Origin of the sequence: Sphingobium sp. JS3065 (assembly GCF_026427355.1) — a bacterium.
Lineage (GTDB): Bacteria > Pseudomonadota > Alphaproteobacteria > Sphingomonadales > Sphingomonadaceae > Sphingobium.
The window spans coordinates 2,773,217-2,795,468 of sequence record NZ_CP102664.1; the positions used below are offsets into that span (position 1 = coordinate 2,773,217).

Annotated in this window: 22 protein-coding genes and 1 tRNA gene; 5 read left to right on the forward strand and 18 right to left on the reverse strand. The window is 66.2% G+C overall.

Features of this window, described 5'->3' with window-relative positions:
* Positions 1-74 precede the first annotated feature (74 nt).
* The 3 genes from NUH86_RS13595 to NUH86_RS13605 all read right to left on the reverse strand — a co-directional run bounded on the left by NUH86_RS13595 (position 75) and on the right by NUH86_RS13605 (position 2,779).
* A complete protein-coding gene (locus tag NUH86_RS13595) occupies positions 75-1,679 on the reverse strand; it encodes a hypothetical protein (RefSeq protein ID WP_267249990.1) in 1,605 nt (534 codons plus the stop codon).
* Positions 1,680-1,941: 262 nt separating this feature from the next.
* The gene (locus NUH86_RS13600) at positions 1,942-2,325 is read right to left on the reverse strand and encodes a tetratricopeptide repeat protein (protein WP_267249991.1); all 384 of its coding nucleotides are present in this window, start codon (positions 2,323-2,325) and stop codon (positions 1,942-1,944) included.
* A 362-nt stretch (positions 2,326-2,687) separates the two neighbouring features.
* A tRNA-Ser gene (locus NUH86_RS13605) sits at positions 2,688-2,779 on the reverse strand.
* A 230-nt stretch (positions 2,780-3,009) separates the two neighbouring features.
* Here NUH86_RS13605 and NUH86_RS13610 point away from each other — a divergent pair.
* Positions 3,010-3,816: a DUF1134 domain-containing protein gene (locus tag NUH86_RS13610; RefSeq protein WP_267249992.1), complete on the forward strand. Its 807-nt coding sequence runs from the start codon at positions 3,010-3,012 to the stop codon at positions 3,814-3,816.
* A gap of 4 nt (positions 3,817-3,820) precedes the next feature.
* On the opposite strand, the gene dinB is transcribed toward NUH86_RS13610, so the two are convergent.
* The 4 genes from dinB to NUH86_RS13630 are packed head-to-tail and all read right to left on the reverse strand — an operon-like array spanning position 3,821 to position 6,525.
* Complete coding sequence (dinB, locus tag NUH86_RS13615) at positions 3,821-4,903, reverse strand: DNA polymerase IV (protein ID WP_267249993.1); 1,083 nt, start codon at positions 4,901-4,903, stop codon at positions 3,821-3,823.
* A gap of 40 nt (positions 4,904-4,943) precedes the next feature.
* Entirely contained in the window at positions 4,944-5,492 is a 549-nt protein-coding gene (locus NUH86_RS13620; RefSeq protein WP_267249994.1) for a hypothetical protein, read from the reverse strand.
* Positions 5,489-6,013: a YceD family protein gene (locus tag NUH86_RS13625; RefSeq protein ID WP_267249995.1), complete on the reverse strand. Its 525-nt coding sequence runs from the start codon at positions 6,011-6,013 to the stop codon at positions 5,489-5,491. Before NUH86_RS13625 ends, NUH86_RS13620 begins: the two co-directional genes overlap by 4 nt.
* On the reverse strand, positions 6,010-6,525 hold the full coding sequence (locus NUH86_RS13630; RefSeq protein WP_267249996.1) for a ubiquinol-cytochrome C chaperone family protein: 516 nt from the start codon (positions 6,523-6,525) through the stop codon (positions 6,010-6,012). The genes NUH86_RS13625 and NUH86_RS13630 overlap by 4 nt, the downstream gene beginning before the upstream one ends.
* 87 nt (positions 6,526-6,612) lie before the next feature.
* Between NUH86_RS13630 and NUH86_RS13635 the strand changes: the two genes are divergently transcribed.
* A complete protein-coding gene (locus tag NUH86_RS13635) occupies positions 6,613-7,179 on the forward strand; it encodes an outer membrane protein assembly factor BamE (protein ID WP_267249997.1) in 567 nt (188 codons plus the stop codon).
* 68 nt (positions 7,180-7,247) lie between these two features.
* On the opposite strand, the gene NUH86_RS13640 is transcribed toward NUH86_RS13635, so the two are convergent.
* The 11 genes from NUH86_RS13640 to NUH86_RS13690 form a co-directional block, all read right to left on the reverse strand.
* Positions 7,248-8,120: an NAD-dependent epimerase/dehydratase family protein gene (locus NUH86_RS13640; RefSeq protein WP_267249998.1), complete on the reverse strand. Its 873-nt coding sequence runs from the start codon at positions 8,118-8,120 to the stop codon at positions 7,248-7,250.
* Positions 8,117-9,100: an ATP-grasp domain-containing protein gene (locus NUH86_RS13645; protein WP_267249999.1), complete on the reverse strand. Its 984-nt coding sequence runs from the start codon at positions 9,098-9,100 to the stop codon at positions 8,117-8,119. Before NUH86_RS13645 ends, NUH86_RS13640 begins: the two co-directional genes overlap by 4 nt.
* Positions 9,097-9,798, reverse strand: coding sequence for a metallophosphoesterase family protein (locus NUH86_RS13650; protein ID WP_267250000.1), 702 nt, complete (start codon positions 9,796-9,798; stop codon positions 9,097-9,099). The genes NUH86_RS13645 and NUH86_RS13650 overlap by 4 nt, the downstream gene beginning before the upstream one ends.
* Positions 9,799-9,803: 5 nt before the next feature.
* Complete coding sequence (locus NUH86_RS13655) at positions 9,804-10,940, reverse strand: glycosyltransferase family 4 protein (RefSeq protein ID WP_267250001.1); 1,137 nt, start codon at positions 10,938-10,940, stop codon at positions 9,804-9,806.
* A 1-nt stretch (position 10,941) separates the two neighbouring features.
* Positions 10,942-11,799, reverse strand: coding sequence for a sulfotransferase domain-containing protein (locus NUH86_RS13660; protein WP_267250002.1), 858 nt, complete (start codon positions 11,797-11,799; stop codon positions 10,942-10,944).
* Positions 11,796-12,932: a glycosyltransferase family 4 protein gene (locus NUH86_RS13665; protein ID WP_267250003.1), complete on the reverse strand. Its 1,137-nt coding sequence runs from the start codon at positions 12,930-12,932 to the stop codon at positions 11,796-11,798. Before NUH86_RS13665 ends, NUH86_RS13660 begins: the two co-directional genes overlap by 4 nt.
* Positions 12,933-13,067: 135 nt before the next feature.
* Positions 13,068-14,291 (reverse strand): outer membrane beta-barrel protein, encoded by a 1,224-nt coding sequence (locus NUH86_RS13670; RefSeq protein WP_267250004.1) that lies wholly within the window; start codon positions 14,289-14,291, stop codon positions 13,068-13,070.
* A complete protein-coding gene (locus tag NUH86_RS13675) occupies positions 14,291-14,866 on the reverse strand; it encodes a polysaccharide biosynthesis/export family protein (protein ID WP_267250005.1) in 576 nt (191 codons plus the stop codon). Before NUH86_RS13675 ends, NUH86_RS13670 begins: the two co-directional genes overlap by 1 nt.
* Before the next feature lie 137 nt (positions 14,867-15,003).
* Entirely contained in the window at positions 15,004-15,846 is an 843-nt protein-coding gene (locus NUH86_RS13680; protein WP_267250006.1) for a sulfotransferase, read from the reverse strand.
* Between the two features lie 4 nt (positions 15,847-15,850).
* Positions 15,851-17,089 carry a DegT/DnrJ/EryC1/StrS family aminotransferase gene (locus NUH86_RS13685; protein WP_267250007.1) on the reverse strand — a complete coding sequence of 413 codons (1,239 nt, stop codon included), beginning with the start codon at positions 17,087-17,089 and terminating at the stop codon, positions 15,851-15,853.
* Between the two features lie 27 nt (positions 17,090-17,116).
* Positions 17,117-19,240, reverse strand: coding sequence for a polysaccharide biosynthesis protein (locus NUH86_RS13690; protein ID WP_267250008.1), 2,124 nt, complete (start codon positions 19,238-19,240; stop codon positions 17,117-17,119).
* Between the two features lie 354 nt (positions 19,241-19,594).
* Between NUH86_RS13690 and NUH86_RS13695 the strand changes: the two genes are divergently transcribed.
* From NUH86_RS13695 to NUH86_RS13705, 3 genes are read left to right on the forward strand one after another with little or no spacing between them, the layout of a single operon-like run.
* Positions 19,595-20,779 carry a glycosyltransferase family 4 protein gene (locus NUH86_RS13695; RefSeq protein WP_267250009.1) on the forward strand — a complete coding sequence of 395 codons (1,185 nt, stop codon included), beginning with the start codon at positions 19,595-19,597 and terminating at the stop codon, positions 20,777-20,779.
* Entirely contained in the window at positions 20,776-21,372 is a 597-nt protein-coding gene (locus NUH86_RS13700) for a sugar transferase (protein ID WP_267250010.1), read from the forward strand. The genes NUH86_RS13695 and NUH86_RS13700 overlap by 4 nt, the downstream gene beginning before the upstream one ends.
* A complete protein-coding gene (locus tag NUH86_RS13705) occupies positions 21,335-22,249 on the forward strand; it encodes a formyltransferase family protein (RefSeq protein WP_267250011.1) in 915 nt (304 codons plus the stop codon). Before NUH86_RS13700 ends, NUH86_RS13705 begins: the two co-directional genes overlap by 38 nt.
* Positions 22,250-22,252: the final 3 nt, after the last annotated feature.

Below are 22,252 nucleotides of genomic sequence, written 5' to 3' on the forward strand. Positions count from 1 at the left end.
TGGGAAAAATCTTTGCAAAGAAGGCGGGGAAGCGTCTCTGCCGCTCCCCCGCCCCTGTTGAGGTCAGGTGCCGATCAGGTCGTCGGGATGTCGGTGCAGTTGCCGCTGCCGGTGCCGAAGGTTGCGGTTACCGAGTTGCAGGTCCAGCCGGCATACCAGTTGTCCGTGCTGTCCTTCACCGCGCCCACATAGTTGGTGGTGGTGAAGGCGGCGTCGATGGTCTTCGGGTCGGTCGCGGGGCGAGCCGTCTCCGTCGCGCCATTGATGAACAGGCTGGTCAGCGACGGCGTGTAGCTGATCGTGCTGTTCGGCCCGGCTTCGAAGATCGACTGGACGACCGCTGCGGTCACGCCATTATTGCCCTTGTACGGCGTCGCGGGCAGGCACTGCATCGAAACCGAGATGTAGCGCGGCTTGCCGGCATCCTGCAGCGCCGTGTCGGCGTCGCGAACGGTGGTGGCGCCGTCGATGCGCAGACAGGTCTGGGTCGGGCTGACGATCAGGCCGTTGACCAGCGTCAAGTCCGCACCGCCGCGCAGCAGCATGGCCGAACCGTTCGAACCGTTGGTCGAGCGGTTGATATAGGTGAAATTGGCGACCTTCAGATACTGGCGCGGCAAGGCGTCTTCGCCATTGTTCGAAGCCGAACCGCCGTTGGAGTCGGTTTCAAGGAAGCTGTCACCGATATTATTGCCTTCGCGCTGGACGCTCAGCAGATATTGAACGGTGCCGCGAAAGCCGATGTCGGTGTCGAGATTGTCGTCCTCATTGCCGGTCAGCACCAGATAGCGCGGGTGGACGGACCCGCCGAAAATCTCGATGCCGTCGTCAGAGCTGTTATGGACCTGGATGTGGTCGAGCTGAGTACCGGTGCCGACGCCCGAAGGGGTCAGGCCCTGCAGTTCGCTGGAACCCGACAGCACGAAGCCCGAATAGCGAATCTGCACATAGCTCATGCGGCCCGAATTGTCCGCGTCGTTGGCGCCGCCATAAAGCGCGTTGCTCGCGCCTTCGGTGTCGCGTTCGCATGCCGTGGTGCCGGGCGCCGCCGCAGGCGCGAGGCAATCGGTGATCTTCGCGCGGCCAAGCAGCACGACGCCGCCCCACTGCTGCGAGGTCTGGTCGGTTGCGTCGCCCTTCACATTGCTTTCGCTGGTGAAGATGATCGGCGCCGAAGCAGTGCCGACGGCGTTGATCTTGTTCCCGCGATTGACCGCCAGGAACGCATTGCCGGTGGAGGCATAGAAGACCACGCCCGCGTCGATGTTCAGCGTGACATCGGTGTTGGTGCTCGCGGCGCCCTGGTCAGTGCCCACGTCCACACGGCCGGGCAGCGAATAGATTACGCCCGTAACCTTCGGCAGGGTCGTCGTCTGGGTGAAACGCGACGGCAACTGACATACGCGCCAACTGTTGCCGCGCTTGTCGGCGATGGTCGGCGTGGCGGTCGGGTTCGTGAGCTGGTTGGGACCGGCGATGTTGGGGCAGTTGGCCGCCGCGGTCACGTTGCCGCCCGTACCCGGCGTCGGGGTCGGGGTGCCAGGCGTGGGCGTCGGCGTGCCGGGCAGGACGATCGTGCCTTCGCCAGGCGAAGCAATATCGTCGGCGCCGCAAGCGCTCAGCGCGGCGCAGGCAACCCCTGCCATCAGGATCGTGGTGAAACGGTTAGTCTTGGCCATGTCGTCTCCGCTCCGGCCTGATGCCGGCTTAAGATGAAGTGCGGAGCGCAAGGGGAACTCGAATCGGACAACGCCCCCTGTCGCCCTCAGGCGCCGCAACTAGGCGCGCCGGGTGACAGTCCGTTGTCTAATTGATGACATATCGGAGACGTTGAAATGACAGTTTGAAGACATTGGGCGTCCACGCCGGACACGCCCTGGACGAAACAGGCGCCGCCCCGATGGACCGCGCCTGCTTTTCAAGGAATCCCTGCGTGGCCGGTCAACGCATCGCGTAGCTTGCTTCCAGCCTTTTCAGCGCGCGGCGGGCGACGACCCGCGATGAGACCTCTTCGCTGTTCGCGAGCACCAACATCGTGTCAGGCGCAAAACGCGCCGACCGATAGGCCTCGCGCGCGCTGGCCAGGCGGCCGAGACCGGCATAGGCATTGCCGAGATTGATCAGCCGGGCAGGATCATTGGCCGCGTCGGGGCGAGGGGCGCTGAGACGGCGGGCGGCGAGCTCGAAATTCTTCGCCATCAGCGATGTTGCGGCCAAACCGCCGTCAGGAACCCCTACTACGACGACCTCGTTCGAAGCGGCCGATGCCACTCCCGGTACAGCGAAGGCCAGGGCGCAACCGACAATCGTCGAAACCTTCACCATCCAATCTCTCCTGATAAAAACTTTTCACAATAGCGCGTAATATTTCATGATGATGACAAAGCGGGCCAGGAAGTTGAAGTGGGTAAAAAAATTAATTATTCTGTAATTTCAACGCTGTAATAAATGTCATCACAATGTAACATTTCTTTTTTCGCCTAAATTCACGATTCGCTTGCTGGATTCGTCGTGACGGAGAGTGTCGTTGACGCGGCTGCCAGTTGATCGCTTTGCATTGCCGCGGCCAGGAAGCGGCGTACCGACGACGCATATTCCCCGCGACCCAATGCGGACCAATCGCACGCAGGCAATGCCCCTTTTCCAGGGTCTATGGCCTCAAATCTGGCGGCATGAAGAAAGAAAGGTGGCGGAGACGGAGGGATTCGAACCCTCGGTAGCCCCTTAAGGCTACGACGGTTTAGCAAACCGCTGGTTTCAGCCACTCACCCACGTCTCCGCACGGATTTGCCCACCGGATGAGGTAAGCAGTGGCTAGATGTCGGCCTATAGCGGCGGGTTTCATGCATGGCAACGGTCCGCGGCGGAGAAAAATCGCGCTTATTTCGAAAAGAGGATTCGGACTGGCGCGGAATCGACTCGGGTCGCCGTTCGTTCATTGTCGTTTCAGCTTGTTCCCCGATAATCTGAAATATGGTTGAAGTGCGGGCCTTTTGGGGAGTAGCGGGCATGATGGGGTTTTTGGGGCGGGTTTCGGGCCGCGCGACAAGGGCAGGCGCTCTGGCGGTCGCCTTGGCCGGCATGGCGCTGACGCCGGTCGCGGCGCAGGTGCGCACCGTCGATCCCAACAGCGCGATCGATTCCGATCTGGCGCCCGTTCCGCAACAGGGCGGCACCCCCACCGATCCCGGCGTCGATCCCGCCGTCCAGCCGGGCAGCAGCGTCCCGGCCGACAATGGCGCGGCCTATAATCCGCCCCCCGCCAGCACGGGTTCCACCGCAACCGGCGCGCCGGTGACAGCCAATTCTCCCCCTGCGGCGATCGCCCCCGGCGATTCCTACCAGCAGGACGATCTGATCGGCGCGGCCGAAGGCGTGTTCGGCAAGGGCGCGGAAGGGCTGGCCGGCATCATCGAGAAAATCCTGAAGGATCAGGGCCGCCCCAACGCCTATATCGCCGGTCGGGAGGCTTCGGGCGCGTTCGTGGTCGGCCTGCGCTATGGCTCGGGCACGCTCAATCACAAGGTCGAGGGCAAGCGGGAAGTCTACTGGACCGGTCCGTCCATCGGTTTCGACGTGGGCGGCAACGCGGCCAATACCTTCGTGCTGGTCTATAACCTGTATGATTCGCAGGATCTTTATCATCGCTTCCCGGCGGCGGAAGGGACGGCCTATCTGGTGGGCGGCTTCACCGCCAGCTATCTGCGCTGGGGCAGCGTGGTGCTGATCCCGATCCGGCTGGGCGTCGGTTACCGGCTGGGCGTCAATGCCGGTTACATGAAGTTCACCGAAAAGCGGAACTGGTTGCCCTTCTGAACCATCACAGCAGGAGGCGGAGCTGTTCGCCCGCCTCTTCGCCATCTTCCTCATGATCCAGATTATGCACACCGAGGCCCAGCAGCCGCGCGCCCATGCGTAGCGGCAGTTGCGCCCGTAGCAGCGCCCGGCCCGTCTGTGCCAGCATATCGGGCGAGCGCACCGGGCCGCCGAAGCTCTTCGATCGCGTGATGATCCTGAAATCGGCGAACTTGATTTTGAGAACGACCGTCCGGCCATAGGCGCCGCTCTTTTCGATCCGGCCCCAGAGATTCTCCGCGATCCGGTCGATTTCGGCGATCAGCGCATCCTCCGTCATCAGATCGTCGAAGAAAGTATCCTCCACGCTCACCGATTTGCGTTCCTGCCGATCATGCACCGGGCGGTCATCCTCGCCCCGCGATGCGCGATAGTAGAATTGGGCCGCACTGCCGAAATGATGCTGGAGAAAGGCGAGATCGCGAGTCCGCAGATCCGCGCCCGTCTCGATACCCAATGCCTGCATCCGCTTCGCCGTGACCGGCCCCACGCCATGGATGCGCCGCACCGGCATCTTCGCGATGAAGGCCGCGCCTTCCTCCGGCCGGACGACGCAGATGCCGTCGGGCTTGTTCTGGTCCGACGCCAGCTTGGCGATCAGCTTGTTGTAGGAGACGCCCGCCGATGCGGTGAGGCCGGTTTCCTCCCGGATCATGCGGCGGATTTCCTCTGCTATGCGCGTGGCCGAAGCGATGCCGGGCTTGTTCGACGTGACGTCCAGATAGGCTTCGTCCAGCGAGAGCGGCTGGATGATGTCGGTGAAGCGGGAGAATATTTCCCGCACCTGGGCCGACACGGCGCGATAAACCTCGAACCGGGGGCGGACGAACAGCAGGTCCGGGCAGAGCCGCCGCGCCCTGGCGCCGGGCATGGCGGAGCGGACGCCATATTTGCGCGCTTCATAGCTGGCCGTGGCGACCACGCCACGCGGACCGCCGCCGCCCACCGCCAGCGGCTTGCCCCGCAGCGCGGGATCGTCGCGCTGTTCGACCGACGCATAAAAGGCATCCATGTCGATATGGATGATCTTGCGCGGCGGGGTATCCATGGGCGGTGCTTATGCCACAGGGCGGAACGGAAGGCAGCCCTCAGCGCCGCAGCAGGCGCAGATTGTCGAGCAGCCATTCCAGATGGGCGCGGCTGATCCGGCTCCACACATTATAGGTGCAGCGCTGTCCGCCGATTCGCACATAGGCGAGGGAATGCAGCCCCTTGCCGCCCGAATCTGCGGCGGGATAGGCCTGCGCGCCTTCCTGCCCGTAACCGGCGAAGGACGGCGCGGGCAGGCGGGTCAATTCACGCATATAGGGCCATTGGGCCGCCAGCCTGCGACGCCGGGTCCGCGCATCGGCCTTGTCTTCAGGCAGCAGGCCGGTTCCGGCAAAGCCATAGGCGCTGCGCAGGCCCGGCAGATCGAAGGCAACGCCCCAGCCACCGCCGAAGCTGGCCGCGCGAGGCGTCCCCTCCGGATCGCCGGGCCGGGCAAGGGCGAGCGGCGCGCAGAATTTGCGGTTTTCCGCCTTGGCCCATTCGGCGCGGGCGCGTCTTTCCCCGATCAGCGTGGCGGTTTCGGCCGAAAAGGCGGGCATGGCGCTCCACAACAAGGTGGCCGCCAGCACCGCCCGCGCCAGCCTCATTTCTTGTCCTTGAGCGACAGCAGCGCGGCGAAGGGGCTGGCCTGCTCCTCGCTCAGCACGCCCGCTTCGCGCAGAACGGCGTCCGCTTTCGGGGAGCGGGGATAGGGCGTCATGGCCAGCGCCACCGTCTCGGCAACCGCTTCGCCCATGTCGATGACCAGGCCGTCATAACCGATGGTGTCGCAATCATCGGCGTCCAGTTCCAACTCATCGCCTTCCGGCTCCTCCGCGCCCTCCTTGACGAAGCGCAGGAGGAAATCGGTATCGACCTTTTCAGGCACCGCCACGCCGGTCGCGACGCAGGGCTGGGCCAGCGCGGCCCGCACCCGCCCCCTGGCGAAAATCGCGCCATTTTCCTCGTTCAGCGCATAATCCGCCTCCAGCCGGTCAAGGGCGAGCAGGTGGAAGCGTTTGGCCAGCGCATCGCGTTCGGCGGCATCGGCGGCGATCGTCACCGGCTGCGCATGGCGGGCAAGCTGATCGATCCGCACGGGCCGCGAAAATTCGGGAGCGGCGCTCATCCAAGGTCTCCCGCCATCAGCGCGTCGCGGCTGATGCAGCCAAGCCTGATCCAGCGCGCGCGCAGATGCGATTCAACATGGGCCAGCGCATCGGCGGACGGCGCTTCGCCGCGATGGAGATTGCGCGCAATCGCTTCGCCAAGGTCCGCTTCCCCGGTCAACGCCGCGCGATAGGCCGCCAGACGCCCCCCCAGGGCGCTCACCATGCGGCCGATATGCTTGCCGACGACGACATCGCCGATTCCTTCCTGCCGCAACTGGCCATCCATGTCGTCGACGAACAACTCGGTCAGCCAGACGCTTTCCTGGGCGGCGCCCAGCGCCTCCAGCCGCATCAGCGCCTGGGCCATGATGGCGACGATCATGTCGAAACGGCCGTCCATCGTATCGGGAACCTGCCCCTCCACATACCAATGGGGCTGGCGTCCCTCCGCAACGACGGCGTTATAGAGGGTGCGCATCGCGTCCTTGGGGTCGCTTTGCGCGAACAGACGCTGGAAGATGCTGGGCATGACGAAATAGTTTCCTGGCTGAACCGAAAGGCGGCCCCTTGCCGAGGCTCGCGCATTTCCATATTGATCGGCCAGCCGCCCGATGCAATGGCGGCTTTGTTTTTCGGCAAGGTCCGGGGCATGCCCCCGCAGGAGAAGTTCATGCGCCAGTTCAGCCGCCAATCCCGCAGCGGGCGGATCCTGCTTGGCGCGGGCCTTTGCGCGCTGCTGCTGGGCGCGTCGGGCTGCACCCGCATCCGCACCCATCAGGGCTATCAGGTCGACAAGCTGCTGGTCGATTCGGTGCAGCCGGGCATCGACAACCGCGCATCGGTGGAAGGCACGCTGGGCCGGCCGACCTTCGTCGCGCAGTTCGGCGACCAGGACTGGTATTATGTGTCGCGGGACATGCGCGCACTGGCCTTTTCCAATCCCAAGCCGGTGGCACAGACAGTGCTGCATGTCCGTTTCGATGCGGCGGGCAACGTCGTGGCGGTGGACCGCATGGGGCTGGAGCAGGTCGCGAAAATTTCCCCCTCCGGCGACAAGACGCCGACGCTGGGCCGCCATCGCAGCCTGTTCGACGAGATTTTCGGCAATATCGGCGCGGTCGGCGCAGGTGGCATGGGCGGCGGTGGCGGCGGCAGCAACACCGGCGGCCCGAACGGCAGCTAAGGGTTTTCGATGCCCGTTCCCGCGAGGGCGGGAGCGCCGAACGCCCGGCGGCGGGGGCTTGCACCCCCTTACGACGTCATGAGCAAGCCATCGGCCAAGGGCATCGGCCGATAGCCCAATGCCCGCAACCGATCGATATTCAGGGCCGGAAAGCCCCAATCCTCCCCATCCGCCCCAGTCTCATGAAAAACCGGCGCGCCCGTCTGCCCGGACAGCAATCGCGCCAGTTCCGCAATCGTCGTGCGAACCCCGCTGCCGACATTGAAAGGCCCGGCCCCCTCGCTCGCCAACAGCAGCAGCATCGCCTGCGCCACATCGTCGACATGGACCAGATCTGCCCCGAACGCGCCGCTGCCATGGACGCGGATCGCCCTTCCGCTTGCGGCGGCGCTCGCCATCGCGCCGACAGCGCCGCTTCGCTGATCCGGCCCATAGACCGAAGCCAGCCGCAACGTCTGGAGCAGCACATCCTGCCCCCGGCAGCGTTCCGACGCATAGATTTCCTGGGCGACCTTCGATCCCAGATAATAGCCCCGGCTGCGCGGGAAGAGCGGCGCATGCTCGTCCGGCGGATCGGGAGCCGGCGCATAGGCATTGGCGCTGCTCGCCAGCATGATCCGCCCCACGCCTGCCCGAATCGCGGCATCGACCAGCTTCAGCGTGCCGAGCGCGTTGATCCGCCAGCAGCGTTCCGCTTCATCCAGGTCGCCATGATCGGCGGGAATGTGCGCGGCAAGATGGACCAGCGCCGCGCAGCCGGTCAGCGCCACCTCCCCCACATCCGACAGGTCGAGAAACGCCCATTCATCCACCGCTCCGACAGGCCGACGGCGGCCGAGATGGCGGATGCGCCAGCCAGCCCGGCGCGCCGCCGTCGCGAAATGGCGGCCGACAAAGCCCGAACCGCCGGTCATGGCCAACAGCGGCGAGACGGCGCTCATCGCACCGCGTCGATCCGTTCCTGCGGCACGAACATTTCGTCCAGATAGCGCAGGATCACCCCGGACCGGATCGGCGGCTGCACCAGTGGCGTGCCGTGGAGCAGCTTCCGCACGCACATCTCCACCTCGTTGAAGCCCGCCATGGCGCGCAGCGGAGTCGTGCCGGAAAAGCGCGCGTTGATCTCGAACACGCGGGGGATGCCATCGGCGTCCGTGCGGAACTGGAAATTGGCGGGGCCATGGGGTTGCAGCGCCCGGCCAAGCGTCCGCACCTGTTCGTTGAGGTCCGGATAATCGCCGGTATAGGCCCGGTAGGTGTTGCCGTCGCGCAGGTCGCGGCGCATCACGATGGACGCCTGCACTTCCCCATCGAAGACGAGCGTGCTGGCGGTATATTCGCAATCGGCATCGCCCACGCATTGCTGCACGACCAGCCCGCTGCGCCCCTCCAGCGCCGATGCCAGTCCGGCGCGGTCATGGACCAGCGACACCCCGACCGAGCGGGCGCCGATGCGCGGCTTCACCACCAGCGGAAATCCGACCGTTTCGATCAGCGCCTCTACCGCCGCCTCATCTTCGCCAGCGGCCGAGGCGGGGTGCGGCAGGCCGACGCTTTCGAAGAAGCGCGCCGTCTCCAGCTTGTCGTCGGCGATAGCAACCACGCGGGGATCGCTGACCAGCACATGCGTCCCGAACAGCGCCTCCAGCCGGTGCCGTTCGGCGGCGAACCAGGACAATTCGACATCGGTTCCGACCAGCACCATGTCCGGCCGTTCCCGGTCCAGCAACTGATGGATGCGGTCGCCAAAGGCCGGGTCGTCGGCGAAGGGCAGGCGATAGGCCGCGTCCGCCCAATAGAGGCCGGAGGAAAGCGGATTGGGATCTGCGGCGATCACGCTGCATTCCAAAGGCGATTGCCGCAGCGACTTGATGATGCCCTGCCCCAGGACGGCGCCCGCGCCTGTCACCAGAATCTTCATGCGAAGAACCGGCAGAGCCGCTCCTGCGTGGCGGCGGACAGGGTGGTGGCGCGGATGGCGAGCATCTGGTCCTCCGGATCGAAATCGATGTCGCGGCTTTCGATGGTCACACTCTCTCCCCTAATCTCTATCATCGCCCATTTCGGCGTCCGGTCCCCATCGTCGCGGGGCTGGCCGAGCGCGGCGAGGGTGAAGATGGTGGCGGCGGCGCAATCATAGCGGCGATGCCGGTGCACATGGCCGAACAGGCCGTAGAGGAAACCCCGCGCCGCCACCGTGGCGGCCGCCTCCTCCGCCTCCTGCACCGAACGGATATAGCGCCAGTCGCCGAAATCGAAGGGATTGGCATGGGCGGCGAACAGCGGCCCGTGCGACCAGCTTTCCCGCCAGTCGAACGCCGTCATGCAGCCGGGCGGGATATGGGCGGCGGTCCAGTCGACGCTCTCGCGCAGCCAGTCGGGCAGTTCAGCGTGATAGGCCTCCGCCGCCGGCGATCCCTGATAGAGGATATCGTGATTGCCGCTGATCAGGATCGCCCCGTCGCGGGCCGCCGCGCCCTGCACCAGTTCCAGCGTCTCCAGCGGCTGCACGCCATAGGTCAGCAGGTCGCCCAGGATCAGCATCCGGTCGAACCCCTCCCGCCGCGCAGCGGTAAGCGCGAGTTGCAGCGGGTCGCTGGCGGCATGGATATCGGTCAATACCGCTATTCGCATGGCGACACCGAACGGGCCAGAGGAGCTATGGCGAAGCGTGGACGGCGAGCGTCGACCAATTCCCGATAAAGGTCGAGATGCGCCGCCGCGCACCCTTCGATGGAAAAGCGCCGGGCGGCCTTCAGCGCGCCCCGCGACAGCGCGGCATAGCGGGCATCGTCGCTCAGCGTCTCCACGACCGCCTGCGCCAGCGCGGCGGGGTCGGATGGCGGGACAAGCACGCCATTGACGCCCGGCATCACCATTTCGCGATTGCCCGCCACCGCCGTCGCGATGATGGGCAGGCCGCTCATCGCCGCTTCGATCATCGCGATGGGAAAACCCTCCCAGAGGGAGCAGTTCACGAACAGATCCGCCTGCCGCATCAGCGCGTCGACATCGTCGCGGGCGCCCAGCAGTTCGACCGGCGCGTCCAGCGCCTCCATCCGAAGCCGGTCGAACTCCGGCCCCCCGCCTGCGATGCAGATGCGGGCGGTTCGGCCCTGCGCCGCCAATGCTTCGGTCAAGGGGCGCGCGGCGCGCAACAGGGTCGGATAATCCTTCTGCGCCGACACCGTCCCGACGGCGAGGATCATGGGATCGCGTCCGGCGGCCCCGCGCGGCTCCCGCGCCTGGAACCGGGTGCTGGCCGCGTTCAGGATCATGCGGATGGGCTTGCGCGCATGGCCGCGCAACAGCGCCTCGCACTGGTCGCTGATCGCGACATAGCTGTCGACGATGCGGTTGAAGAGCGCGAACGCCGCAGGGGGGAAGGACAGGCGGCTATTATGATGAGTCAGCACCACCGGCACGCGGGGCATGGCGATCGCGATGGGAAACAGGGCGCGGGCGCTGTGGGCATGGATCACGTCCGGCTGGATCGTCCGCAGCGCCCGGCGCAACGCCAGCGCCCCGCCCAGCCAGTCGTTGCGATTGGCCAGGCCCAGGGAAAGGGCCTTCGCGCCGCCCCGCCGCACCCGACCCATCATCGCCGCTTCGGTGCCGGGCGCATTGCCCACCTGCGCCGCATCGCTGAGGGCTATGACAGCCGCCTCATGCCCCGCCCCGGCAAAGGCTTCCGCCAGATTGCAGACCAGCATTTCCGCACCGCCGGAAGTGAAGCTGGTGAGGATGGAACAGATGCGCATGTCACAGATCGACGCCGGTGGCAGCCAGCAGGGAAAGGGCACGCGGCGACAAATCCGTGCGGCACCGCTCCAGAACCAGATCGGCCTGGCCGGGGCTTAGCCACTCGGCGAAGCCGCCCGCCTTGCCGCTGCGCATGCGCAGGCTCTGGTCGTCGTTGCGGTCATAATCATGGCCGGGAATGCCGCCGTCGCGCTCCTTGTCGCGCATCCGGTCGAACTGCGCCGCCGCGACGGCGCGGGCGAGGATGGCGGGCCGCGGCTCCACGCCCAGGAAAGCAAGGATGGCCGCGACGGTCGGCATCGGCTCGCCCAGCATATGTTCATAGCTGATGAGGTGATGCGGGCGCCCTTCCAGCCCCGCCGCCCAGCCGTTCAGATAGCCGGTCAGCGCCGCCATTCCATATTTCGGCTCATCCAGAAAGGCGGCCATGTCGCCGGAAAAGCTCTTCTTGTGCCGGGTCGCATGGAAATAGGCGGACACGATCACGTCGCGGGGATCGCGGACCAGGAACAGCACCGGCCGGTCGAGGAACAGCCGTTCCCGATAGGGCAGATGGCTGACCAGGATCAGCGGCATGCCCGCATCGCGGGTCCGCCCGACGAAGGCGTCGATTCCGCGCACCGGATCGCGGTCGAAATTGGGCAGGACGCGGAAGGTGCTGGTAAGGTCAGGCTCGAAACCCAGCCCCGCGCTCTCCGCGAAATAGCAGGAGAGCAGATAGCGCAGCCAGGTTCGCCCGCTCTTGGGGTAGGATACGAGGAAAGCGTCGGCCCGCGCCGCCGCCAGGCGCAGATGCGGTTCGTCCCGCAACCGCCGCCGCATCGCCCGCGCAAAGCCCTTCAGCGACATCATGTTCATGATCCTGCCCTCACGCGATGATGGTCGAGGACGCTGGCGATGACCGACTGCCAGCGGGCAAGCACCTGATCATGGCCGAACTGCGCCATCCGTTCCCGCGCCCCGGCCCCCAGGGCCTGGCGCCGGGCTTCGTCGGCGCAAAGCGCGGCAATCGCCTCGCCCAGCGCCGCCACTTCGCCGACGGGCACCAGCAGGCCGCTTTTGCCATGCTCGATCATTTCGGCCGGACCCCATTGGCAGTCGAAGGAGATGACCGGCAGCCCCGCGCCCATCGCCTCCCCCACCACGATGCCCCAGCCTTCGAAGCGCGACGACAGGACGAACAGGTCGGATTGCGGAACCCATTCGCCCGGCTTCTCCGTCACGCCGGGCAGGCTGACCCGCTCCGTCAGGCCCAGGTGCGCGCATTGCCGTTCCAGCGCGCCCCGTTCCGGCCCCTCGCCCCAGATCGTCAGGGTCCAGTCGGGGATGCGCCCGGCCACCCGGGCAAAGGCGTCCAGCAGCAGATCGAAGCCCTTTTGCGGCACCAGCCGCCCGACAGCGCCGATGGTGCGGCCGCCGGGCCTGGCTTCCGCGCCCATGACGGCAGGCGGCACGGGATTGGGGATCACCCAGCCCTTCACATCCATCGCCGCCTGGAACCAGTCCATCGCCCCCTGCGTCATGGTGATCAGGCCCGCCGCTCGCGGATAGGTCATCCGCCGCAGCCTGCTCCAGACCGGTCCCACCGCCTGGAGCGCGGGATTGTTGCGTTCCGACACGATCACCGGAATGCCGAGCGTCCGGGCGGCCAGCAGCGACAATATGTTGGTGCGCGTCAGGAAGCTCACGACCAGTTCGGGCCGAACCTCTTGCAGCGCGCGCTTCAGCAGCCTCCGCCGCCGCAGCATCGCCAGCGCGCCGGTCGCAGCGGAGCGGCGGCGCGACTTCATGCCCAGCCGGATGATCCGCACATCGGGATGATAGGCGTAATAGGAGGGCGCCGACGGCTCCTCGAACACGATCAGGGCGATGACCCAGCCCTGCGCTGCGAAATGGTTGCAGAGCAGGCTGACGATATGTTCAGACCCGCCCGCGCCCAGCCCCGGCAGGACGAAGGCGAGCATGGGCGGCCTGGATGCTCTTACCAGCATGGGGGCGGAGTCCTTCGATATATCACGCCGTTACGCCGTTCAGTGTCCTTGCCGAGGCGTCTCAAGTCTATTGCGCGAAGGGGTTAGGGGGCGGCCCTTTGGATCAGTGCCGTCCCGCCCCGGCACGACTGCGCGTCAATAATGGATGCGCAGTTCCAGGCCCCCGCGAATGCGGTCGAATTCGTCCAGCGCGACGCTGCTGTCGCGTTTGGAAAAGCGCGCCGTCGCCGCGATGGCGACGCGGCGGTTGACGGCATATTCCAGCTCGCCGGTGAGGCCATAGAGATTGTCGGTGTCGTCAGTGCCGAAATATTTGCTGCGGCGGTAGAGAATGCCCAGCCGACCATTCAGATTATGGCGGATTTCCTGGTTGATCCCCAGCCGGAAGCGCATGTCCTCACGGGACTGCACCCCGGTCCGGTAGGTGGCGACATTGCCGATGAAACCATCCAGCGTGATGGTGGTGCGGGGCCGAGGGGCGTAGGCCAGGCCGATCTGCACCGACATGCGGGTTTGCGATTCGATCAGCTTGTCCTTGGCGTCCAGGCGATAGACGCCCACCGCGGCATCGCCGCGCAGCGTGCCGCCCGGATCGATGGCGATGCCGATCCGGCCGCCATAGGTCGACGCATCGCGGTTGAACTGGCCCGGCGTCGGAGCCAGCCGGAAGTTGCGATGCGCCGCGACCCCCTCCACGAAAAGGCTCGCCAGCGGCGAAACGCGCATCATCACCCGCGCAAGGCCGCCGACCGCGTCCAGATCGCGTTCCTCGTCGATGACGCGGGTGTAGCGCATCCGCGCGCCGGTCGCCTTGAACAAAAATCCGATACGCGAACCCTGATGCAGATAGGACAGGTCGCCATCCACCATATTCAGTTCACGCGGGCCGATACTGGGCAGGGTGTTGCCCTCCGGCTCGCCCCGATCCTCTATGAGATGCTGCCAACTGGCGGCGACGTTCAGCCGGTCCGCGGCTGACGGGTTCCAGTTCAGCCCGGCGGACACGCGCCCGCCCTCCGCATTTTCCTTGTCATATTGGAAATATCTGCGGAAATCCCCCTCCGCCCGGGCGGTCAGTTCCAGTGCGCTGCCCTTGCGGAGCAGGTCGACATAGGGACGGAACTGAAGCCTGAAATCATCCTTCTCGCCAAAAGCCTGGGCATAGATATTGCTGTCATATTCCAGCCGGGCGCTGCCGCCGATCCTGACCGTCGCACTGCCCAGCGTCAGCGGCGTCGGTTCGAACAGTGCGGCGGGCGCGCCTTGCATGGGATCAGTGGAGTCCAGATCCTGCGCATGGGCGTCAGCCGCCGCCAACAGCAATATGGCGGCCGCTCCCCCCGAAGCCAGACCGCGCATCAGAACCACTTCTCATAGATGCGCACCGTGTCGCCGGGCTGGATCATGTCGCGTTCGCCCGCCCGCCCGACGACCTGCCGGCCATCGACCATGCGGGTGATGGCGACGCTGCCCTGTTCGGCGCGGAAGGTATAGCCGCCCGCGACGGACACCGCCGCCAGCACCGACATGCCCGCGCGATATTGATATTCGCCGGGGCTTTTGACCTCACCCAGCACATAGAAGGGGCGCAGCTTCAGCGGCTGGACGCTGACCGTGGGCGCGTTCAGCAACTGGCGCTGGGTCAGTTGCCGGGCGATGCTGGCCTGCAATTCCGGAACCGTCTTGCCGCCTGCGTCGACGTCGCCCAGCACCGGCAGGGAAATCTGGCCGCGATCGTTGATCGTATAGCTGCTGTCGCCGGAATCGGTCCCGGCGAGGCCCGGAATCATCACCCGCACCTCGTCCCCCGCGCCCAGGCGATAGGCGACCGTCGGCGCGGGCGGCAGGCTGGCGAGGCCCGAAAGCCCGCTCGAACAGGCCGTAGTCAGGGCGAAAAGGCCAAGGAAAAGACCATGATAAAGCCGGTTGCGCATGTGCGTCCCCTCTCAATTGGTTGAGCGGAAGTTTAAGCCCTTCGGCTGATTCAAGGGCGGGCAATAACGGATCGGCAGCGGGCAAATAGGGACAAGAGGCCGGGCGCTTTGGGGATGATTCGAAGGAGAGAGGCCTTCTAAGCCGCCAGCCGCCGGTCCCGCCGCCAATGGCTGAGATCCCGGCCGATCAGATTTTCCAGATCGGCCATGTCCCGCGCATAATAGTCGACCATGCGCTGGCGCAGCGCCGGGGCAAGCGGCGGATAGGCGATCTGCCGGGCGAACACCCCGCGCACCCGTTCGAAGACGGCATTGCCGCGCAGCGGGCGCACCGCCTCCTTCAACGGAGCGAGCGCGGTGCGCACCGGCAGGGGCAGGAAGCGTTCGCTGCTGTCGTTGCGCGGATCGGACCCCACCTGCGTCGAATAATGGCAGGGCGCGCCGATATGGTCGCTGACGATCGCGACGGTCGCTTCGGGCGCGGCCTTCACATCCTCGAACAGCAGCACCTTGATCTGATCCGCATCGAAATGGTCGAGCCAGCGGCGCAGATGCCGGGCATAGAGGCCATCCTCCAGAAAGCGCGGCTGATCGTTGGGGCATCCGCCCAGATAATGTTCCGGCCCCTCCGTCACCGTGCCGCGCCGGAACAGCATCTTGTAATCCGAATAGGCGCGGTCGACCGGGTTGCGTAACTGCACCACCAGCCGCGCCTTGGGCAAAGCGGCCGCGAGACGCGCGGCGGCGGCGGGATGGGCGAAATAATCGGCGGATTTCTCCCCCAGCATCTGATCGGGCCGCGCCCCATCAAAGAAACCGCGATAATGATCCAGGCCGAGGTCATAATCCTGGCTGAAGAAATGCGGTTCCGGCGCGGGCAGGTAGATGGCCGGATTGTCCTGAAGCTGGTTGTGGATCCAGGTCGTCGCGCCCTTGACGGCGCCGATGATGACGAAATGCGGCAGGCGGTCGTTGCTCATCGTCTCATATCCCCTTTCGGCGGTAATCCTGCTCCGCCATCGCGATCTCCAGGCAGTTGGCGAGCCGGTGCATGTCGCCTTCGTCCAGCAGATGATCGACCGGGAAGGCGATGCTGCGGCGGCCCATATCCTGCGCCACGGGCAGCATGCCGTCCCGGCGCACATCGATGCCGGCAAAGGCCGCTTCCCGCGTCATGTCGGCGCAGGAGCCGCTGCCGACCGGCATGCCCATGCGCGCCATGCCGTCGATGATGGGGGCGGTTCCCGCTTCGCCCAGCCGGCTGGCGGCGATGGTGACGTAGAGCCGGTAGAAGGCATGGCCGACATGATCCGGAATCTCCGACACCTCCACAGCCGAATCGGCGCGCAGCAGGCGCATCAGCACCTCCGCGTTGCGCCGCCGCCGGGCGATCCAGCCGGGCAGCTTGGCAAGCTGCGCCCGGCCGATGGCGGCCTGCATTTCGGTCATCCGCCAATTGCTGCCGAAACTGTCGTGCAGATAGCGGAAGCCGCTGGCGGTCGCGGGCGCGAAGAATTTGTCCGGATTCTTGCCATGGTCCTTATAGGCCCAGGCCCGCTTCCAATGGGCCTCGTCGCGCAGCAGCAGCATGCCCCCTTCCCCACCGGTAGACATGATCTTGTCGGTGCAGAAGGAAAAGGCGGCGGCATCGCCCAGGCCGCCGACCGGACGGCCATGCCAGGTCGCCCCATGCGCCTGCGCGCAATCCTCGACCAGCCACAGCCCCTTTTCGTCGGCCAGCGCCCGAAGCGCATCCATGTCGCAGGGCCATCCGGCGAGATGCACGCACAATATCGCCCGGCTGCGCGGCGACAGCATGCGGCGGACCGATTCCGGATCGATGGCGTTGCTGACCGGATCGATATCGGCAAAGACCGGCGTCGCCCCCACCGCGACGATGCAGGCCGCGCTGGCGAAGAAGCTGCGCGAGGGCAGGATCACCTCATCCCCCGGCCCGATGCCCAGCGCCCGCAGCGCCAGTTCCAGCGCCACCGTCCCATTACTGACGGCGACGCCATGGGGCATATCGCAAAAGGCCGCGAACTCCACCTCGAACCGGCGGGTCTGGTCGCCATGGACCATCGAATTGACCCGGCCGCTTTCCAGCACATGCATGACAGCCGCGACCTCATCCGCCTCATGCTGGGGCCAGCGCAATGTGGGATCGTCGAGCGGGCTGGGGCGCGGAGGGAGGGCGGCTTGGGCGGGTGCGGATTGCATCATGGTTCCCCCGGAAATCAGGCCTGGAAATCAGGCGACATCGCGCGGCAGGCCGGTCGGCAGGGCGGCCTGGCTTTCCGCCGGGCGCGGCATGATGAACAGCGTGTCGGAACTTTCCGCCGCCAGCCGCCGCAATATCTCCGCCCAGCGCGAACTGGCCGATGCGGCGACCATCTCATGGGTCAGCCGGACCAGTTCGTCCGCATCCCCCGCCGCGATCAGCCGGGCCAGTTGCCCGAAACCCTCCACCAGCATCTCCAGCGGAATGGGCGAGGGCATGGCCTCGAAAATGCCTGGGATGGCGCTTTCGATCTTGTCCTCGGACGTGTCGAACAATTCCTCGAACAGCTTTTCGCCGGGGCGCAAGCCGATGAACTTGATCGGCACGTCGATCTCCGGGCGCAGCCCCGCCATCCGGATGACGCGGCGGGCGATCTCCACGATCTTCACCGGCTCGCCCATGTCGAGGACGAAGATGGTGCCACGCTCCGAATCCGTCTCCAGTGCGCGCGCGCTGCTTTGCAGGATCAGCAGCACCGCCTCCTGCACCGTCATGAAGAAGCGTTCGATATCCGGATGGGTGACGGTCAGCGGCTTGCCATTCGCCAGTTGCTGCTGGAACAGCGGGATCAGCGACCCGCTGGACCCCAGCACATTGCCGAAACGCACCGTCAGGAAGCGCGGGCTGTCCGGATCGCAACTGCCGATCAGGTCGAGCGCCTGGCAATAAAGCTCGCCCAGCCGCTTGGTCGCGCCCATCAGGCCGACGGGATTCACCGCCTTGTCGGTCGATATCTGGATCATGGCGCGGGCTTCGAATTCGCAGACCGCATCCGCGACGTTGCGCGTGCCCAATATGTTCGTATGCACCCCGGCGCAGGGATTGGCCTCCACCATCGGCACATGTTTCAGGGCGGCGGCGTGAAAGACGATCTCCGGCCGCCGCCGTTCGAACACCTGCCACAGCGCGGGGCGCTGGCGGATCGAGCAGAGTTCGGCATGGAAGCGGACATGGGGGAATTTCTCCCGCACCTCCATCTCTATGGCGTAGAGATTATATTCGCTGTGATCGAGCAGCACGATCTCTGCCGGCGAATAATAGGCAAGCTGGCGCACCAGTTCGCCGCCGATGGTGCCGCCCGCGCCCGTCACCATGATCCGCGCCCCGGTGACGACACGCTCCAGATAGCTGTGCTGCACCGTGATTTCCGGCCGCCCCAGCAATTCGGCCAGCGGCATCTTCTCTATCGCCATGCGGTCGCCGTCCATGGATTGGGCGCTGGTCCAGGGATTGCGAAAGCGCGAGACGACCAGATTTTCCTGCTCGGCCAGATTTGCGATGCGCAATATCTGTTGCCGGTCCAGCCGTTCGCTGCTTTCCTGCACGACCAGGCTGACCGGGCGCTTGCCCACGCGGTCTAGGTCCGCGACGATCCGGGGCAGCATGTCGGGTTGTCCCAATATCGGCAGGCCGCCGACATTCAACCGCCGATCATGCCCGTCGAAGGAAATGACGCCGACGATCTCCAGCCCCGAACCGGCATCGGTGGGCACAAGGTCCGCCATGACCCGCGCCCAGTCCAGTTCGCCCAGCAGCAGGATGCGGCGATGCGCCTTCACGGTCCGGCGCAGGCGGGCGGACCGCGCATGCTTGAAGAACGCCCGGCGCAGCGCGCGCGCCGCCAGCAGCGCGGCGACGGTCAACGGCACATCCACCGTCAGGAAGACGGTCATCACCCCGCGCATCATCTTCTGCGGCACGATCAGCCCGGCGGTGATCATCCAGATGAGCCAACTGCTGGCGAGCAGGCTGATCGACAGCGACAGCGCGTCCCCGATCGACAGGAAGCGCCAGCTTTGCCGATAGGTGCCGATGACCAGCAGCACCGCCAGGTTCACGCCGACGAACATGCCCATGAACCAGGGGTCGAACAGCGTCTGGGGCATCGGCAGATCGGACAGGATCAGGCGGGAGAGCATGAAGCTGCCCAGCATGATCAGCGCGTCCAGCATCAGGATGACGGCCAGCCTGATCGCCTGGAAACGCGCCGCCCCCCGCGCCGCGAAGGCGCGTATGGCTGCGTCCAGTCGCAGGAACGGCGTTTCCGCAACGGCTTCCGTCCCGTCCTGCCTGGCTGGCGCGATATTCGGCATCCGCTTGTCTCCTTTGGTCCGCCGGTTGCGGGGGAAGAGGGTTGCCTGAAGGCGCCACCCTGCATGCCGCCGCAACCGACGGTAGGCATAAGGCTATCGAAACGGGGGCTTCCCGGTAATCGGTCGACCGGACATCATCCTTTATCCCATGCGCGGCCCGCCCGATGCGGATGCTCTCCCCTTATGGCTATATCGCGGGCGCCATCATGCCGCCGCCGCGCCATGCGGAGCGCGGAGGGGATACGCCCTGCCTCAAAGGGGTAATCTACCGATGCACCGCCAGGGCGTGGGACGGGCTGTGATATCTCCGGCTGGAACGCGATCAAATTTGAACACGGGCAGGGAGTTGGCGCCATGAAAGTCGTGATCCTCTCCAGCCTGTCCTGGTCGCTGATCAATTTTCGCGGCGCGCTGATCGCCCGGATGATCGGGGAAGGGCATGACGTCGTCGCCTGCGCCCCCGATGAAGAACCCGAAGTGCTGGCGAAGCTGGCGCAGATGGGCGCGCGTTTCCGCCGGACGCCCATGGCGCGGGCGGGCACCAACCCGCTGCATGACGTTCGCACCCTGCTGCATTACCGGCGGCTGATGCGGGCGGAGCGGCCCGATGTCGTCGTCGCCTATACGCAGAAGCCGATCATCTATGGCGGGCTGGCCACGCGCCTGTGGAGCCGGGCGCGCTATTTCGCGATCATGAGCGGTCTTGGCTATGTCTTCAGCGAGGAAGCCGACAGCCGCCCCTGGCTGCGGACCGTCGTGTCGCGGCTTTACCGGATCGGCGTGGCCCGGGCGCGATGCATCTTCCTGTTCAACGGCGACGATCATCGCGTCATGCGGGACAACGGGATCGTCTCCCCCGCGCAAAGGGTGATGCAGGTGCCCGGTTCCGGCATCGACATCCGGCATTTCGCGGAGCGCCCCTTGCCCGAAGGCCCCTTCACCTTCCTGATGATGGGCCGCCTGATGCGCGACAAGGGCGTGGGCGAATATGTGGAGGCGGCGCGGATCGTCCGCGCCCGCCGCCCCGACGCGCGATTCCTGCTGCTGACCCGGCCGGAGACGGAGAATCCCACCGGCTACACCGCCGCCGATCTGGACCAGTGGCGCAGGGACGGGCTGATCGAGTTCCTGCCCGAAACCCGCGACGTGCGGCCCTTCATCGCTTCGGCCCATGCCTTCGTGCTGCCGTCCTTCTATCGCGAAGGCCTGCCGCGCACGATCCTGGAAGCGCTGGCGACCGGACGCCCGGTCATCACCACCGACATGCCCGGTTGCCGCGAGCCGATCCGGAACGGCGTCAACGGCCTGCTGGTCCCGCCACGCGACGCACCCGCCCTGGCGGTGGCGATGGAGCGGCTGATCGCCGATCCGGCACGCATGGCGGCCATGGCCAAGGCTGCGCGGCGAACGGCGGTCGACATCTATGACGTCGACAAGGTGAATGCGATGCTGCTGGATGTCATGCAATTGGGCGGCGTCGGCATGCCCACGCCCGTCCCGACGCCTTCGCCCGCCCTGCTGGTGCCGGAGCGCGCATGATCGCCTTTCTCCGTCCGGCGGGCCTGGCGGCGATCGCCCTTCTCGGCCTGCTGTCCCCCCTGCTGCTGCTGCTTTCGGCCCTGGTGCTGATCGGCATGGGGTGGCCCATGATATTCCGCCAGTTCCGCAGCGGCCGGGGCGGCCAGCCCTTCGCCATGATCAAATTCCGCACCATGCGCGACTTGCGCGACGGACAGGGCGCCTTGTTGCCCGACGAGCAGAGGGTCACGGCGCTGGGGCGGTTCCTGCGCCGGTCGCGCCTGGACGAACTGCCCGAACTGATCAACATCGCGCGCGGCGAGATGGATTTCGTCGGGCCGCGCCCGCTGCTGCCCCACACCGTCAGCGCCATGGGACGTGACGGCGTGGAGCGCGGCCTCGTGCGCCCTGGCCTGACCGGCCTGGCCCAGGTCAGCGGCAACACCCTGCTCACCGTGGAGGAAAAGCTGCGCTTCGACCTCCGCTATGTCCGCAACCGCAGCGCCCGCCTGGATGCGTGGATCATCGCCCGCACGCTGCTGGTCGTGATCGGGGGCGAAAAAAGGATCGACTGGCATGCCGACGAAGCGCGCCCTCCTCATCGGGGCGGTTGAAACCACCCGGATCGCCTTCGACGCGATCGTGCGCCATCCGGGATGGGAGGTCGCCGCGATCGTCACGCTCGATCCCGCCCACGCCACCCGCCATTCGGATTATGTCGACCTGCGTCCAGCCGCCCTGGAGCAAGGCTGCCGCATCATCCATGTCGACAATATCAACCGCGAGGACGCCCTGTCCGCCATCCGGGACGCGGGCGCCGACATCGCCTTCGTCATGGGCTGGTCGCAGATTTGCGGGGCCGCCTTTCGCGACATCTTTCCCGACCGGGTCGTCGGCTATCATCCCGCCGCCCTGCCCCGGCTGCGCGGGCGGGCGGCCATTCCCTGGACGATATTGCAGCAGGAGCCGATCACCGCCGGAACCCTGTTCTGGATCGATGCGGGCACGGACACGGGGGCCATCGTCGACCAGCAATATTTCCATGTCGCGCCGATGGAAACGGCAGCATCGCTCTATGCCAAGCATATGCGGGCGCTGGCCATCATGCTGGACCGTTCGCTGGACCGGCTGGCCGCCGGGGAAATGCCGCGCATGGCGCAGGACGAAAGCTGCGCGACCTGGGCGGCGCGCCGGACGCCGATGGACGGGCTGATCGACTGGCGGCAGTCCGCGACGGACATATTCCGGCTGATCCGGGCGACGGGCCATCCCTATCCGGGCGCCTTCACCCGGTCGAACGGCGCGGACCTGCGCATCTGGGCGGCGGCGCTGTCGGACATGGGGGATCGTCATGCCGCCCGGCCGGGGCAGGTCATCCTGCGCGCGGCAGACAGTTTCACCCTGCTCTGCGGCCAGTCGACCGCTCTGACCGTCACCCGGTGGAGCGGCATCGACAAGCCGCCCAAACTCCACGCCATTTTAGGGGAATAGCCC